The organism is Streptomyces sp. NPDC059740 (assembly GCF_042733155.1).
GTDB lineage: Bacteria > Actinomycetota > Actinomycetes > Streptomycetales > Streptomycetaceae > Streptomyces.
Genome location: NZ_JBHWGP010000004.1, coordinates 285,347 through 300,730 on the forward strand (window position 1 = coordinate 285,347; position 15,384 = coordinate 300,730).

At 74.8% G+C, this 15,384-nt stretch carries 17 protein-coding genes; 12 read left to right on the forward strand and 5 right to left on the reverse strand.

Going from position 1 to position 15,384, the window contains the following annotated elements; all coding sequences use genetic code 11:
- The first annotated feature begins 303 nt into the window (after positions 1-303).
- The 7 genes from ACFV3R_RS07825 (at position 304) to ACFV3R_RS07855 (ending at position 6,782) form a co-directional block, all read left to right on the forward strand.
- Positions 304-1,170 (forward strand): bifunctional methylenetetrahydrofolate dehydrogenase/methenyltetrahydrofolate cyclohydrolase, encoded by an 867-nt coding sequence (locus ACFV3R_RS07825; protein ID WP_385577195.1) that lies wholly within the window; start codon positions 304-306, stop codon positions 1,168-1,170.
- Positions 1,171-1,208: 38 nt separating this feature from the next.
- Positions 1,209-1,883 carry a DUF3017 domain-containing protein gene (locus ACFV3R_RS07830; RefSeq protein ID WP_385577198.1) on the forward strand — a complete coding sequence of 225 codons (675 nt, stop codon included), beginning with the start codon at positions 1,209-1,211 and terminating at the stop codon, positions 1,881-1,883.
- Between the two features lie 641 nt (positions 1,884-2,524).
- Complete coding sequence (locus ACFV3R_RS07835; protein ID WP_385577201.1) at positions 2,525-3,514, forward strand: malate dehydrogenase; 990 nt, start codon at positions 2,525-2,527, stop codon at positions 3,512-3,514.
- 411 nt (positions 3,515-3,925) lie between these two features.
- A complete protein-coding gene (locus ACFV3R_RS07840; RefSeq protein ID WP_385577204.1) occupies positions 3,926-5,239 on the forward strand; it encodes a molybdopterin-dependent oxidoreductase in 1,314 nt (437 codons plus the stop codon).
- Between the two features lie 131 nt (positions 5,240-5,370).
- A complete protein-coding gene (locus tag ACFV3R_RS07845; RefSeq protein ID WP_385577207.1) occupies positions 5,371-5,916 on the forward strand; it encodes a hypothetical protein in 546 nt (181 codons plus the stop codon).
- 102 nt (positions 5,917-6,018) lie between these two features.
- Positions 6,019-6,267 carry a helix-turn-helix transcriptional regulator gene (locus tag ACFV3R_RS07850; RefSeq protein WP_385577210.1) on the forward strand — a complete coding sequence of 83 codons (249 nt, stop codon included), beginning with the start codon at positions 6,019-6,021 and terminating at the stop codon, positions 6,265-6,267.
- On the forward strand, positions 6,264-6,782 hold the full coding sequence (locus ACFV3R_RS07855) for a hypothetical protein (RefSeq protein WP_385577213.1): 519 nt from the start codon (positions 6,264-6,266) through the stop codon (positions 6,780-6,782). Before ACFV3R_RS07850 ends, ACFV3R_RS07855 begins: the two co-directional genes overlap by 4 nt.
- A 47-nt stretch (positions 6,783-6,829) precedes the next feature.
- On the opposite strand, the gene ACFV3R_RS07860 is transcribed toward ACFV3R_RS07855, so the two are convergent.
- Positions 6,830-7,237 carry a cupin domain-containing protein gene (locus ACFV3R_RS07860; protein WP_385577215.1) on the reverse strand — a complete coding sequence of 136 codons (408 nt, stop codon included), beginning with the start codon at positions 7,235-7,237 and terminating at the stop codon, positions 6,830-6,832.
- A gap of 304 nt (positions 7,238-7,541) precedes the next feature.
- Here ACFV3R_RS07860 and ACFV3R_RS07865 point away from each other — a divergent pair, with 304 nt between their 5' ends.
- From ACFV3R_RS07865 to ACFV3R_RS07880, 4 genes are all read left to right on the forward strand, one after another.
- On the forward strand, positions 7,542-8,402 hold the full coding sequence (locus ACFV3R_RS07865; protein WP_385577218.1) for an oxaloacetate decarboxylase: 861 nt from the start codon (positions 7,542-7,544) through the stop codon (positions 8,400-8,402).
- Positions 8,399-8,692, forward strand: a complete 294-nt coding sequence (locus tag ACFV3R_RS07870; protein ID WP_385577221.1) for a hypothetical protein — start codon at positions 8,399-8,401, stop codon at positions 8,690-8,692. The genes ACFV3R_RS07865 and ACFV3R_RS07870 overlap by 4 nt, the downstream gene beginning before the upstream one ends.
- A gap of 164 nt (positions 8,693-8,856) precedes the next feature.
- Positions 8,857-9,297 carry a DUF6415 family natural product biosynthesis protein gene (locus tag ACFV3R_RS07875; protein ID WP_385577224.1) on the forward strand — a complete coding sequence of 147 codons (441 nt, stop codon included), beginning with the start codon at positions 8,857-8,859 and terminating at the stop codon, positions 9,295-9,297.
- Positions 9,298-9,493: 196 nt separating this feature from the next.
- Entirely contained in the window at positions 9,494-10,228 is a 735-nt protein-coding gene (locus ACFV3R_RS07880) for a class I SAM-dependent methyltransferase (RefSeq protein WP_385577228.1), read from the forward strand.
- Between the two features lie 42 nt (positions 10,229-10,270).
- Here ACFV3R_RS07880 and ACFV3R_RS07885 read toward each other — a convergent pair whose 3' ends face one another.
- Entirely contained in the window at positions 10,271-11,731 is a 1,461-nt protein-coding gene (locus ACFV3R_RS07885; RefSeq protein WP_385577231.1) for a hypothetical protein, read from the reverse strand.
- Between the two features lie 100 nt (positions 11,732-11,831).
- Complete coding sequence (locus ACFV3R_RS07890) at positions 11,832-12,518, reverse strand: winged helix-turn-helix transcriptional regulator (RefSeq protein WP_385577234.1); 687 nt, start codon at positions 12,516-12,518, stop codon at positions 11,832-11,834.
- Positions 12,519-12,658: 140 nt separating this feature from the next.
- On the opposite strand from ACFV3R_RS07890, the gene ACFV3R_RS07895 reads away from it, so the two are divergent.
- Positions 12,659-13,873, forward strand: coding sequence for a pyridoxal phosphate-dependent aminotransferase (locus tag ACFV3R_RS07895; RefSeq protein WP_385577237.1), 1,215 nt, complete (start codon positions 12,659-12,661; stop codon positions 13,871-13,873).
- Positions 13,874-13,906: 33 nt separating this feature from the next.
- Here ACFV3R_RS07895 and ACFV3R_RS07900 read toward each other — a convergent pair whose 3' ends face one another.
- Positions 13,907-14,425: an FBP domain-containing protein gene (locus tag ACFV3R_RS07900; RefSeq protein WP_385577240.1), complete on the reverse strand. Its 519-nt coding sequence runs from the start codon at positions 14,423-14,425 to the stop codon at positions 13,907-13,909.
- A 68-nt stretch (positions 14,426-14,493) separates the two neighbouring features.
- Positions 14,494-15,348: a formylglycine-generating enzyme family protein gene (locus ACFV3R_RS07905; RefSeq protein WP_385577243.1), complete on the reverse strand. Its 855-nt coding sequence runs from the start codon at positions 15,346-15,348 to the stop codon at positions 14,494-14,496.
- Positions 15,349-15,384: the final 36 nt, after the last annotated feature.

The following is a 15,384-nucleotide window of genomic DNA, read 5'->3' on the forward strand; positions in this document are numbered from 1 at the left end:
GTCGCACGGTATGGCTGTTAGGCAACGGCAATGATCACCAGGCCCCTTGCACACCGATCCGTCACTTTGTGGGGGGTGTGCGCGGATTACGGCACTCCCTCCGTGGCCGCACGGGTGCGCGGGGGACCCGTTCCGGCCCCACGGGGCACGGCCCGTGCCGGAGCCAGGGCCTTGTTTCCCCCTGCGCCCCGCGAGCCGACGCCCCGGTCGACGGCGGGTGGTCCGGTGGTCTTGGGGCGCGGCTCGCCCGCTGCGCACGGCCCGGATTGGAACCGGGCGGCCCCCATCCGGGAGTATGGGGCCATGACCGCCCAGATTCTCGATGGCAAGGCCACCGCCGCAGCGATCAAGTCCGACCTCGTCACGCGCGTGGAGGCGCTGAAGGCCCGGGGCGTGCAGCCCGGCCTCGGGACCCTCCTGGTCGGCGAGGACCCCGGAAGCCAGAAGTACGTCGCGGGCAAGCACCGCGACTGCGCCCAGGTGGGCATCGCCTCCATCCAGCGCGAACTGCCCGCGACGGCCACCCAGGACGAGATCGAGGCGGTCGTCCGCGAACTGAACGACGACGCCACCTGCACCGGCTACATCGTCCAGCTGCCGCTTCCCAAGGGCATCGACGAGAACCGCGTGCTGGAGCTGATGGACCCGGCCAAGGACGCCGACGGACTGCACCCCACCAACCTCGGCCGGCTCGTCCTGGGCGAGCCGGCGCCGCTGCCCTGCACCCCTTACGGCATCGTCCGCCTGCTGCGTCAGCACGGTGTGGAGATCAACGGGGCCGAGGTCGTCGTGGTCGGCCGGGGCGTCACGATCGGCCGGCCCATGCCGCTGCTGCTCACCCGCCGCTCGGAGAACGCCACGGTCACCCAGTGCCACACCGGCACCCGTGACCTCGCCGCCCACCTGCGCCGCGCCGACATCATCGTCGCCGCCGCCGGCGTGCCGCACCTGGTCAAGCCGGAGGACGTCAAGCCCGGTGCGGCCGTCCTGGACGTCGGCGTGAGCCGGGACGAGAACGGCAAGATCGTCGGCGACGTCCACCCGGGCGTGGCGGAGGTCGCCGGCTGGCTCTCGCCCAACCCCGGTGGCGTCGGCCCGATGACCCGGGCGCAGCTGCTGGTCAACGTGGTGGAGGCCGCCGAGCGGCAGTCCGCGGTCCCCGGGGTCTGAGCCGAGGGCCGACGAGCGAGGGAGAGGGGCTGCTGACCATGGGTGCCGAAGCGCGCGGCCACGCGCACCACGCCTCGCAGGACGGGGAGGACGCCGGACGCCGCCCCCGGTCGCAGGGGTGCGGCGACCCACCGGAGCCGGCAGCGGGCGCCCAGGCCCCCGCCGGACGAGGGGGAGAGGACCCGGCGCGCCCCGGCGGCGGGGAGCACGGGCAGGCCGACGGCGAACAGACGCCGCCCGGCCGGGAGCACACCGAGGCCGCCGGGGAGCGGTCGCACGCGGGCAGCGAGGACCGGCAGGACGACGGGGACGGGGCGCACGGGCCGCGCGGCTCCCGCCGCTTCCCCACGCTCACCCGGGACACCGCCCGGCCCGAGGGCGGCGGTCGCACGGCCTCCGGGGACGCCCCGGCGCCCGCCCGGCAGTGGCCGATGCTGACCGTCATCGCCGGGGTGGCGCTCGGCCTGCTGCTGGTCGCGGTCGACGTGTTCCGGGTGGGCGCGCTGGTGGTGGGCCTGACGCTGGTGGCGGGGGCGGTGCTGCGGCGCGTGCTGCCGGTGGTCGGGATGCTGGCCGTCCGGTCACGCTTCACCGACATGCTCATCTACGGCGGGCTGGGCGTGGTCATCATCCTGCTCGCGCTCATGGCCCAGCCCAGGCCCCTCCTGGAGATCCCGTTCCTCAACGACCTCGTGCACTTCAGCGTCAGGTGACCGGTCCCTGCCGGCGGTGTCCTGCCTGACGTCTCAGGCCCGCCACCCGCCGCCTGACGCCCACCGCCGGGCGCCGGGCGGCCAGTGGCGGGCCTGAGACCGTGCCGGGCCCGAACGCCCCCCCGGTACGCTCCTCGCCGCCGGGCCCCGCGCCACCTCCCCGTCCCGGAGTGGCCGAAGAAGGCCCGTACGGAACGAGATCTTCACGTGCGCCCCTCACACATCCCCAAATCCCTTACGCGTGAGGCGCATGGGTCACCGGAGCCCGGGCAGATGGGTTGATGACCCTCCCCCCACGGGTCCGGCACCCCCCTCGACGGCCGCCCGCGCTCTCCCCCCTCCTTGAGCGGGCGGCCGTCACCTTTGCCCGAGCCCCCGCTGCGGAAGCCGTGCCGTCGGCTGCCGTACGCCGGTCGGTGCCGCTTCTGGGCGCCGCTCTCCCGCCGGTGAGGGGAACCACACCCGGCCGTCCCCGCAGCCGCGCACGGGTCCGATAGCCTGACGGCCGTGTTCGGTCTCTTGACACCAAGAAACTTCCCCGGGCACACAGAGAGAACTCGGTACACGGGCAGGGACACCCACCGCCACCCACCCATGGGGCTCTGGGGCTTGCCCCAGAGAACACCGCGCAGGAGATCGCCATGACCCGCACTCCCGTCAACGTCACCGTCACCGGCGCCGCCGGCCAGATCGGTTACGCCCTCCTCTTCCGCATCGCCTCCGGCCAGCTCCTCGGCGCGGACGTACCGGTGAAGCTGCGCCTGCTGGAGATTCCCCAGGGGCTGAAGGCCGCCGAGGGCACCGCCATGGAGCTCGACGACTGCGCCTTCCCGCTGCTCCAGGGCATCGAGATCACCGACGACCCGAACGTGGCCTTCGACGGTGCGAACGTCGCCCTCCTCGTCGGCGCCCGCCCCCGCACCAAGGGCATGGAGCGCGGCGACCTGCTGGAGGCCAACGGCGGCATCTTCAAGCCGCAGGGCAAGGCCATCAACGACCACGCCGCGGACGACATCAAGGTCCTCGTCGTCGGCAACCCGGCCAACACCAACGCCCTCATCGCGCAGTCGGCCGCGCCGGACGTCCCCGCCGAGCGGTTCACCGCCATGACGCGCCTGGACCACAACCGTGCGCTGACCCAGCTCGCGCAGAAGACCGGCGTCTCCGTCGCCGACATCAAGAAGCTGACGATCTGGGGCAACCACTCCGCCACCCAGTACCCCGACATCTTCCACGCCGAGGTCGCCGGCAAGAACGCCGCCGAGGTCGTGAACGACGAGGCGTGGCTGGCCGACACCTTCATCCCGACCGTCGCCAAGCGCGGCGCCGCCATCATCGAGGCCCGTGGCGCCTCCTCCGCCGCCTCGGCCGCGAACGCCGCCATCGACCACGTGCACACCTGGGTCAACGGCACCGCCGCGGGCGACTGGACCTCGATGGGCATCCCCTCCGACGGCTCCTACGGCGTGCCCGAGGGCATCATCTCCTCCTTCCCCGTCACCACGAAGGACGGCGTCTACGAGATCGTCCAGGGCCTGGAGATCAACGAGTTCTCCCGGACCCGCATCGACGCCTCGGTCAAGGAGCTCACCGAGGAGCGCGACGCGGTCCGCGGTCTCGGCCTGGTCTGAGCCTCCGCCCCGCGGCACCCGGTGAGACCGGAGCCGCCCACGCCTGACGGCAGCAGGGCCCGTCCGGGCCGCCGCGCGAGGACGCGGTGGCCCCCGGACGGGCCCTGCGCTGTTCCGCCCCGTGCTGATGACGCGGGCCGTCAGCCCGCGCCGATGATGCGGGCCGACGTGACAGCTTCCGCCCGGAATGCGGCTTTTCCTCTGTTCCGCCGCTTACCGTTTCGGCACGAGGACGACGGCCCCGGCCTGCGGGCGGAGGGCGTCGGCGAGGGCCGTGGGCCGTGGCGCCCAGGAGGGAGCTGAGGCGGAGTGGACACCGGAGCGCACGCGGCGGGAGAAGGCGACGGGACGGCGCCACGCGGACGGACCGGCCCGCCGCCCCCGCCGCCGCCGAGCGGCGACTCATCGCCGGTGAAGGGCCCCACGCCGCCTCCTGGCCGTGCCGACGGTCCCGGGCGACCGCCTCCCGGACCCGGTCGCCCCGGGTTCTGGCGCAGCCCCCTGCGCGGCCCCTGGCTGACCTCCGTGTTCGGGCTGGTCCTGCTGGTCGGCGTGGTCCTGCTCCTGGTCACCGGACTGCTGTCCTACGCCGCGTACAACCCCGACCTGCCGGGCAACGACACCACCCCCGACCGGGGCGTGCTCGGCTTCTACCTCTTCGCCTGGCCCACCGACCCGCACTGGCTGTACCGGCTGACGCAGGGCGTGCACGTCACCGCCGGAGTCGTGCTCGTCCCCGTCCTCCTCGCCAAGCTGTGGTCGGTGATCCCCCGCCTCTTCGCCTGGCCGCCCCTGCGGTCGCCGGCACAGGCGCTGGAACGCCTCTCGCTGCTGCTGCTCGTGGGCGGTGCCCTGTTCGAGTTCGCCACCGGACTGCTCGACGTCCAACTCCACTACGTCTTCCCCGGCTCCTTCTACGTGCTGCACTTCTACGGCGCCTGGATCATGGCGGGTGCCTTCGTCGTGCACGTCGCCTTCCGGCTGCGCCTCATGGTCCGGGCGCTGTGGGGGGACGGACGACCGCCCGGGGTGTGGCGCACGCCCGCGGTACGCACCCGTGCCGAACCACCCGACGCCACCGGGCTGGTGACACCCGACCCGGCGCCGGCGACGATGTCCCGCCGGGGCGCCGTCGCCATGGTGGGCTCGGGGTCGCTGCTCCTCCTCGGGGTGACCGCGGGGCAGAGCATCGGGGGCCCGCTCCGCGCCACCGCCCTGCTCGCCCCGCACGGCCGTGAGCCCGGCGGCGGGCCCCTGGGTTTCCAGGTGAACAAGACGGCCGCCGACGTGGGCGTCAGGGCCCGCGACCTCGGCCCGGCGTGGCGGCTGGTGCTGCGCGGGCCCGGGCGCGAGGTGTCCCTGAACCGGAGTCAGGTGGGGGACCTGCCCCAGCACACGGCCTCGCTCCCGATCGCCTGCGTGGAGGGCTGGTCCACCGAGGACCAGCTCTGGAGCGGGGTCCGCCTGGCGCACCTCGCCGCGCTCGTCGGGGCCGACCCCGCCGGCTCCTCGGCCTTCGTGGAGTCGGCGCAGCCCGCGGGGCCCTTCCGCACGGCCTCGCTCCGGGACAACCAGGTCCGCGACCCGCGGTCCCTGCTGGCCCTGCGGGTCAACGGGGCGGACCTCTCGCCGGACCACGGCTACCCGGCCCGCGTCATCGTCCCGGCCTGCCCCGGGGTGCACAACACCAAGTGGGTCACCCGCGTGACCTTCGGAGCGCCGTGACCGGCCGCGCGCCCGACGGCCCGGGCTCCGGCGCCCAGGGCTCCGGTGGCGCTTCCTCGCGCGGCGCCTCCCCCGTCGCCCGCCCGCCCCGTCACCCCGGCCGGTCGGTGCAAAGGCGCTACGGGGCGCCAGTGCTCCATCTCCTGCTGATCCTGGCCTCGTTCGTTCTCGCGTACTACGCCGGGGAACGGCTCCTGCGGCACAGGTGGCTCGCGGTGGCGGTGTGGTTCGTGGGGGCGGCGTTCGCGCACGACCTCGTCCTGCTGCCGCTCTACTCGGCGGGCGACGCGGTGCTGCGTCGCGTCACCCGTAACCGGTTCGCGGGGGGAGGCGGCCGGCCCGGGGAGCGGCGGGCCGTGCCTGCGGTGTCGTCCGGGGGCGGTGACGTCCGTGGCGGGAGCGGTGCGGAGGGCCGGCACGCGTCCGGGCCCGCGGCTGCGCCGCACCGCGCCCGCCTCAACCACCTGCGGGTACCCGCCTTCCTGTCCCTGCTGCTGCTCCTGGTCTGGTGGCCGCTGGTCCTGGAGCGGGTGCCGGACTTCGAGGCGCACACCCGCCTGAGCCCGCACGGCTTCGCGGAGCGGTGGGCGCTGCTGACGGCCGGCCTGTTCGCGCTGTCCGGGCTGTGGGCGGCAGTGGCGGCCCGCAGCCGGCGCCGACGGACCGCCAGTCGCTGAGGGGGCCCCGCCCCGACTCGCGCTGCGCACACCGGCGTTGAGGAGGCGGCTGCTCACCGAACCTTGTTGTGCATCTGCTCTGCAATGTAGTACTTCTTATACATGAGCGAGCAGGTGCACAACAGGCTGGCGGCGGTCCGGGCCGACCGGAAGGTGTCGCGGCAGGCGCTGGCCGAGGCGGTGGGGGTCCACTACCAGACCATCGGGTACATCGAGCGGGGGCAGTACAACCCCAGCCTGGACCTGGCCCTCCGGATCGCCGCGTTCTTCGGGCTGCCGGTGGAGGGCCTCTTCTCCCTGCAGCCGTTCCGGCCGCTCACCGACGAGGTCTACGGGAGGAAACAGGTATGAGTGCGACCAGGACGGGTCTCGGTGCGGCCTACGACAGGCGCATGACGGCACTGATGAACCGCCACTCCGATCACCCCTGGATCGCCACCGCCGCGCGGCGGCGAGCGGCCGTCGCCCTGCATGTGGCCCTGACCGTGGCCGGGTTGGGAACCACCTGGGTCCTGGCCGTGGCCGACGGCGAGACCGTCCTGCGGTGGACGGCGCTCGCGCTGCTCGTCCTGCTGGTCCCGTGGTGTTACGCGACCGGCTTCCTCAACTCCGCCACCCGGGGCCTGCTGGAGCTGCGCGCCCGCGTCCTGGACGAACGGCAGCTGGCCGAGCGCGCCCGAGTCCAGGCCCGCGCCCATCGCCTCACCCTGTACCTGCTCCTCCTCGCCTGCGGGGGAGCTGCGGTGGTGGACGTCCCGCAGGCGGCGGTGGCGCCCGGCCTGGCGTCCCTCGTCGCCTTCCACTGGCTGATGCCACTGTGGCTGGCGGGGCTGTCGGTGCAGGACGTGGCGGCGGACGACGTGTAGCGGGCGGGGCGCCCCGAACCGGCTCGCCCCGCCCGCCGGGGCGGTCGTCAGCCCAGCGCGTGCCCGGTGGTGCTGTCGACGTGGTCCGGGAGCGCGCCCTGGTGGCGGTCGCCCGTCGACGAGGTGCCCGTGGGCTCGAACATGAGGATCGCGCCGCCGGTGGACGAGGGCCGGTGCTCGGTGCCGCGGGGGACGACGAAGGTGTCGCCCCGGCGCAGCGTCACCGTCCGCTCCGAGCCGTCCGGGGCCCGCAGCGCCACCTCGAAGTGGCCGTCCAGGACGAGGAAGAACTCGTCGGTGTCCTCGTGGGTGTGCCAGACGTGGTCCCCCAGGGTGTGGGCGATCCGGACGTCGTAGTCGTTGACGCGCGTGACGATGCGGGGGCTGTAGACGGCGTCGAAACTCGCCAGCGCTTCGTGGACGTTGACAGGTGACGTGGAGATGTTCTCGCTCATGAAGGCAGTCTGCGCCCGGTGCGGCCGACGGGTCTTTGGTTCGGGCGGGATTTCCGAAGGGCCCGGCCCGGCCGGGGGGCGCGACACGGGGGACCACCCCGGCCGGGGTGATGGCACAGGTCGTGTCCGGACCGGTTCCCCAAGAGCTGAAATCGTTTTTGCACGGTCGGGCGCCGTGGTGGGCGTGCGGCCGTTCGGCCCAACGGCGTCACCGGGATCGTTGAGCGATCCGTCAAATCTCCGTAAAACGGACGTCAAGGGAGAGGCAACCGTGTCCTCGTCCCGCATCCGTTCTGGAGGTTCGATGCGTTACGGCACCGCTCTGCGCGAGGAGATCTCAGCGCCGGGCACCACACCGCTCATCGGCATCTACGACATGTACTCGGCGTCCGTCGCCGCCCAGCACTACGACGGCTTCTTCGTCTCCGGGTTCGGCTTCGCCGCCTCGCACTACGGGCTGCCGGACATCGGCTTCATCGCCTGGCCCGACATGGTCGACTTCGTGGAACGCCTGCGGCTGGCCTTCCCCGGCCGCCACCTGCTGGTCGACATCGACGACGGCTACGTCGACCCGGAGGTCGCCTGCCACGTCGTGCAGCGCCTGGACCGGGCGGGCGCGTCCGGCGTCATCCTGGAGGACCAGAAGCGCCCCCGCCGCTGCGGCCACGCCGACGGCAAGCAGGTCCTGCCGTTCCAGGAGTACCTCGACAAGCTCCACATGGTGCTGGACAGCCGGGGCGACCTGGTCGTGGTGGCGCGCACCGACGCCACCGAGGAGGACGACATCCTGCACCGGGCCGCGGCGCTGGCCAAGACCGACGCCGACGTGGTGCTGGTGGACGGCGTCCGCAGCGTCGAGTGGATCCGGCGCATCCGCGAGGTGATCGGCGACAAGCCGCTGCTGTTCAACCAGATCGCCGGCGGAAAGTCGCCGCGGCTCTCGCTCCCCGAACTGGACGCGCTGGGCGTGGACGTGGCCATCTACTCCACGCCCTGCCTCTTCGCCGCGCACGAGGCGGTGGACACGGCCCTGCGGCGGCTGAAGGCCGAGGACGGGCGGCTGCCGGAGGCGGGCCCCGGCCGGGTCGGCGTCCCGGAGTCGACGGCGCTGCTGGAGCGCAACATCAGCCGCCACCACGACACCGCGTCCCTGCTCACCCGATGAAGCGGCCCACCCGCCGGGCGGCGTGGGGCGGCGGCCTGCTGGCGGCGACCGGGGCCCTCCTCGTCGCACCGCAGGGCGGACCTGCCGCCGCCGCCCCGGTGGCTCCGCTCCTGGGCGCCGCGGTGACGCTCCCCTCCCGCCTGGCGGTCGTCGAGATCGACAACTCCCACGCCGACTCCTGGCTGGAGGTCGACCGCACCGGCAACGTCCAGAACGGGGCCGGCGGGGAGGCGGGCAACGACCACGTCGAAGGCGACCGGTCGGGCGAGGACGAGGTGGAGGGGGACTGACCGGATCGCGGGGGAGCCGCCGGTCGGCCCGCCGGGTGCCCCGCCGCCCGGCGGGCGCGCCCAGATCCGGCGGCCTCCCCCGCAGTTCGGGTGCGGACTCGCACAACGGCACCGCCCGGCGCGTCGGCGACGCGCCGGGCCCCGGGCACCGCATGGTGTCCACCATGGACCACCAGACACCGGCCGAACCAACCCCGCCGCCGGTGGGCGGGGTTGGGGAAGGAGCGCGTGCGGGGGACGCTCCGGGGACCGCCACCCGGACCGCCGACGCCGGGACACTCCCGGCCGGCGCCGCCGTGGTGCTCGCGGAGGGGCAGCCGCTGCCGCGCCACGAGGACCTGGCGGAGGCGACCCGGCTCGTCTGCTCCCGCCTGCGCCTCCTGCTGCCGGAGACCGAACGGCTGGCGGCGGCGCTGCCGCCGGAGGACCCGGTGCGGCGCAGAGTGCTGCGGTGCGTCACCGAGGCCGCAGCCCGACTCGCCGCCGACCCGGGTCCCGGGCTGGTGTCGGCCATGCGGCACGCCCAGGCGCTGGCCCGCTGCCACCACGACCTCGGTGAGTGGCGGGCGCTGCTGGCCGCACGTGGTGACCGCCCGGCCGGGTGAGCCGGCACCGGCCACTGGTCCGTCCGGAGGAGCCGGCGCGCCACCTGGGCGTCCCTCGGTCATCCTGGCGGCAACGCCGTCGCGCCGCCGCGGGCCGGCCGGGACCGCCGCCCGTGCCCTGGTCGCGGGGCGCTCCGGGTGAGCGGGCGCTCCGGCCGGCGGCGAGGCAGGACGTCCAGGGACGGAGGACCAGCCGGTGACCACCCACGAGCCCCCGCCCGGGCACGGCACACCGCACGCCGGGCCCGAGCAGGCCCCCGCCGCCCTGACCGGGCCGCAGGCCGACACTCCACTGGAGCCCCACGAGGATCCCTACGGCCAGGCGCTCAGCCCGGCCAGCGGCCCGCTCTTCCTGCGCCGGTGCGACGGCGGGTGGCTGGCCTCGGAGGTCGACCGGTGGTGCGCGGCGGCGGACGAGGCCGACATGACTGTGCTGCGGCGGTGCGTGGGGGCGGTCCTGGACGTCGGTTGCGGGCCGGGCAGGCTGGTGGCGGCGCTGCGGGAGGCGGGGCACCCGGTGCTCGGCATCGACGTCAGCCGCGCCGCGGTGGCCAGGACGCAGGAGGCGGGCGGGGCGGCGCTGTGCCGGTCGGTCTTCGACGCCCTGCCGGGGGAGCGGACCTGGGACTGCGCGCTGCTCCTGGACGGGAACATCGGCATCGGCGGCGACCCGGTGGCGCTGCTGGAACGACTGGCCGGCCTCGTCGCCCCCAGCGGTGGCCTGCTGTTCGTGGAGGCGGACCCCTGCGAGGTCGACGAGCGGATGGCGGTCCGCTTCGACGACGGCTGCGGCCGCACCGGCCGGCCCTTCCCCTGGGCCCGGGTGGGCGCAGCGGCGCTGCGCCGGATGGCCCGGGTCACCGGCTGGACACCGACGGACCAGTGGAGCGTCGGCGGACGACACTTCCTGACACTGCGCCGGCCGGGCTGACGGCCGACGGCAGCCGGGCCGCCCGCCCCCGGGCCCGGATCCTCACCACCCGGTGAACAGGAGTGAGTTGACGAGGAGGGCGACCGTCGCCTGGACCGCCAGCCACCACCGGTGCGAGGCCCGGGGCAGCAGGGCGCAGGCCACCGGGAGCCACACCGCGAACGGCAGCCAGATGCGCTCGGTCTCCGCCTTGCTCATGCCCGACAGGTCCGCGGCGAGCATCATGCACACCGCGGCGGCGACCAGCCCGGCCAGGGCAGCGCGGCCCGTCACCGGCCGTGCCGCCGTCGCCGCGTCCCGCCGCCACGGCCACGCCGCCGCGCACCGGCGCACTCCTTCCCGCAGCGGCCCCGCCGCCCGGCGCAGCCCCGCGAGCGCGGCCAGGCCCACCGAGGGGACCTGCGCAGCCAGGTCGGCCCACACGAAGTAGCCGTAGGGGCGGACCTTCGCGGCGCCCTGGTAGTAGCGGGTGTGCAGCGTCGTGTAGCCCTCCGGCCACCAGAACCCGGCGGCGGTGAAGGCGAGGACCCACGGCAGCGCGCCGAGCACCAGGTAGGGCAGCGGCCGGACAGTGCGGGTCATGACCAGCACCGCGGCCACCATCACCACCAGCACCGTCAGCCCGTAGGAGAGGTAGCCGGCCAGGCCCGCCAGCAGGCCGGCGGCGAGCGCGGCCAGGCGCGGCCACCGTGCGGTGCGCGTCGCGGACAGCGCGAGCAGCGCCACCGTCCAGGCGGCCACCCCCGCGAAGTAGCCGTCGGCGCTCACCCCGATCCAGACCGCCGCCGGGATCAGCACCAGGAAGGGGGCGGCGCGGCGCGCCCACACCTCGCCGCACAGCGCCCGCACCGCCACCAGGACGGCGGCCACGGCCGAGGTGCCGGTCAGCAGGCACCAGGTCGCGGCCCACGCCCCGCCGCCCAGGCCGACGCGGTCCAGCAGGACGAAGGTCAGCAGCGCGCCCGGCGGGTGACCGGAGACGTGCGCCGGCCAGATGTGGGGGGAGCCCACCAGGATGTGGTGGGTGAAGTCCGCGAGCGTGGCCGGGATGTCGTGGACGGCGGGCACCGAGCGCAGGTACTCCATGCGGGTCGTCAGGCGCTGCGCGTAGCCGCGGCCCCAGCCGTCCACCATCGCCAGGGCGAACGTCCAGACCGCAGTCGCCGCCCAGGCGGCGGGCAGCAGCCGGCGCCAGCTCAGGCGGCGCGCCAGCGGGGGACCGTAGGCCACCACGAGGGCCGCCACCACGGGCGCGGCGAGGGTGCCGGGGCCGACGTGCGGCAGCCACGGCCCGTACAGCGGCGGGGAGCTGAGCCGGAGGATGCCGCTGCCGTGGTAGGTGGTGCGGTTGAGCGCCGCGCCGGCCACCGCGGCGGCGGCGAACAGCGCCACGCCTGCGAGGGCCGCCACCACGTCCCGGCGGACCCCGCGGGCAGGCGTCCGTGCGCCGGCGTCCGCAGTGCGGGCGGGCCCGCTCCCGGGCACCTTCTCGGTACTCGTCATGCCGTCACGGTAGGTGCACGCGGCCCGCCCGCCGGGCCCGTGACGCGAACGATTCGCGAACGTCCGCCGGCCGACCGCGGGCCCGGCGGGCCCGGAACGCTCAGGCGTGCGGTGCGCCGCCGCGCAGGGCGTCGGCCAGCGGGCCCTCGCCGCGCACCTCGATGCGGCCCTCCTTCACGCCGACCTCCCAGTCGAGGCCGGCGCCGGTGAGGGCCACGCAGGTGGCGGCGGTCAGGACGACCTCGGGTTCGCCCTCGGCCGCCGGGTGCGGGGCCGTACCGGCCGCCTCGGTCCCGTACGCTGCGGCGCCGGTGGCCACCGGGTCGGTGTCCGCCTCCCAGGTGACGCGGAAGCCGCCCTCGTCGGTGGTCACGGTGACGGCCCCGGCCGCGGTGGCGGCGGCCTCGCGCAGCCGCCGGGCGAGGGGGATGGCGAACCAGTGGGGGCGCACCGCGTCGGTGGGCCGGCGTTCGGCGAGGTCCGGGGCGCCCCACTCGGCGAGCGCGGTCAGGACGGGCAGCAGTCCGCGACCGCGCGGCGTGAGCGAGTAGACGGTGGCCGAGGCCGGTGCGGGCAGCCGCCGGCGGGTGGCCAGCTCGTCGGCCTCCATGTCCTTCAGGCGCGAGGCGAGGACGTCGGTGCTGATCCCGGGGAGGTCGGCGTGGAGGTCGGTGTAGCGGCGGGGCCCGGCACTCAGCTCCCGGACGATCAGCAGGGTCCAGCGGTCACCGACCCGGTCCAGGGCCCGGGCGACGGCGCAGAACTGGTCGTAGCGTCGGCGTGGCATGTCCGCAGTCTAGACACAAGGTTGGACTTTCCAAGTGCAGGCTTGGTAAAACCAAGTAGCGCCCGGACGGTCGGCAGGAGGCCATCCGCGGGGCCGGGCGGTCTCCCGGCGGCGCCAGCCGGCAAGAGAGGGGCCAGCACATGGAGTTCCGGCAGTCGGGGAAGCTCAGCGAGGTCTGCTACGAGATCCGCGGACCGGTGATCGCCCATGCCAACGCCCTGGAGGAGGCGGGCCACAGCGTCCTGCGGCTGAACACCGGCAACCCGGCGCTGTTCGGGTTCGAGGCGCCGGAGGAGATCCTCCAGGACATCATCCGCAGCCTTCCCCGGGCCCACGGCTACACCGACTCCCGCGGCATCCTCCCCGCCCGGCGGGCCGTCGCCCAGCACTACCAGCAGCGGGGGCTGCCGGATGCGGACGTGGACGACGTCTACCTGGGCAACGGCGTCTCCGAGCTGATCTCCATGGCGGTGCAGGCGCTCGTCGAGGACGGGGACGAGATCCTCATCCCCGCGCCCGACTACCCGCTGTGGACCGCGGTGACGACGCTGGCGGGCGGCAAGGCCGTCCACTACGTCTGCGACGAGTCCGCCGACTGGCTGCCGGACCTGGACGACATGGCGGCGAAGATCACCGACCGGACCAGGGCCGTCGTGGTCATCAACCCCAACAACCCCACCGGGGCGGTCTATCCGCGGGAGATCGTCGAGGGCATCTGCGACCTCGCCCGCCGCCACGGCCTGATGGTCCTCTCCGACGAGATCTACGACAAGATCCTCTACGACGACGCCGTCCACCACAGCCCCGCGGTGGTCGCCCCCGACCTGGTGACCCTCACCTTCAGCGGCCTCTCCAAGGCCTACCGGGTCGCCGGCTTCCGCTCCGGCTGGCTCGTGGTCTCCGGCCCCCGGGAGCACGCGAGCAACTACCTGGAGGGCCTGGACACCCTGGCCTCGATGCGGCTGTGCCCCAACGCCCCCGCCCAGTACGCCGTGCAGGCCGCGCTCGGCGGCCGGCAGTCCATCGAGAGCCTGGTGCTGCCCGGTGGACGTCTGCGCGAACAGCGGGACGTGGCCTGGCAGCGGCTCAACGAGATCCCCGGCGTCTCCTGCGTCAAACCCCGCGGCGCGCTCTACGCCTTCCCCCGGATCGACCCGGCGGTCCACCGCATCCACGACGACGAGCAGTTCGTCCTGGACCTGCTGCTGCGGGAGAAGATCCAGGTGGTGCAGGGCACCGGCTTCAACTGGGCACGGCCCGACCACTTCCGCATCCTCACCCTGCCGCGCGTCGAGGAACTCGACACCGCCATCAGCCGCATCGGACGGTTCCTGAGCGGCTACCGGCAGGACTGAGGCCCCGCCACCCGTCCGGCCGGGACGCGGGGGCTACCGGACGGCGCTCGGCCGGCTCTGCAGCACCCGGTCCAGGAAGGCCTGGAGGTTGCCGTCCAGCCGGGCCAGCTTCTCCTCGACGCTGAGCGACTCCTCGTACCGCGAGGTCAGCGCGGACTGCTTGCGGCCCCGCAGGTACAGGGGGCAGGCCAGGTCGGCACAGACGTGGACGCCCACGGTGTTGCCCTGCCGGCCCGCGGCGCCCGCCCGGCGCGCGGCGAGCAGGGCGACGCCGGAGCCCGGGTGGCCGGTGAGGCAGAGCGAGCAGACGGTGGTCTTGGTGAAGCTGCGGCGCACGTTCTGCGGGGCGCGCAGGGTCACGCCCACCGGGCCCTGCTCCCGGGGCGCCACGAGGTAACCGCGGTCCGGCGCGCCCGGGTCCCGCCAGCCGAGGAAGTCCAGATCCGCCCAGGGCAGTCCGGCCAGCCCCGCGGGGAGCGAGAGCCGGCTCGCCTCGCCCTTCGAGCAGTTCACGAACGAGGCGCGGATCTCTTGGTCGGTCATCGGGTCCATGCGGCGGACGGTAGCCGGGGGCGGGCCCCTGTGTCCTGCGGTTTTCCGCGCCCCGCGCCCGCCGCCGCTCAGGCCGCCGTGCGGAAGCCGCAGTTCCCGCTGGTGGAGTCCGGGGTGTTGCCGGTGCGGGCCGCGACCCGGTAGCGGTGGCAGTAGGAGGGGTGGCACAGGTACGAGCCGCCGCGCAGCACCCGGCGGCCGAGCCGCCCACCCGGCGGGCACCACGGGTCGCGGACCGGGGAACGGGTGTACCAGGTCGGGTCGAAACCGTCCGCGCACCACTCCCAGACGTTGCCGGACATCTCGTACAGCCCGAAGCCGCCCGGCGGGAAGGAGCGCACCGGGGCGGTCGCCAGCCAGCCGTCCTCGCCGGTGGGGCGGTCGGGGAAGTCGCCCCGCCAGACGTGACAGCGCGCCTGGCCGCCCGGCCGCGGCTCGTCGCCCCAGGGGAAGCGGCGCCCGGCCAGGCCCCCGCGGGCCGCGTACTCCCACTCGGCCTCCGTCGGCAGTCGCCGCCCCGCCCAGGCGCAGTACGCCTGCGCGTCGCGGAAGGAGACGTGGACCACCGGGTGGTCGGCGAGGTCGGCGACGTCCGTCAACGGGCCGTAGGGGTGGCGCCAGTCGGCGCCCCGCACGTCCAGCCACCAGGGCGCGGCCGGGTGCCGGCCCAGGACGTCACCGGGGGAGGCCACCGCGAAGAGGTGGAAGACCGCCGAGGAGCCGGCCCGTTCGGCGTCGGTGACGTAACCGGTCGCGGCGGCGAAGCGGGCGAAGGCGGCGTTGGTGACGGCGGTGGCGTCGATGCGGAACGGGGAGAGCACCACCGGGTGGACGGGGAGTTCGCCGTCCGCGGCGTAGCCCTCGCCGAAGGCGTCGCCCATCCGGTACGCGCCCCCGGCCAGCGCCACCTCCTCGTGCTGCACGGGCGTGCGGGAGCGGGCGACGTCCGGGGCGGTCGC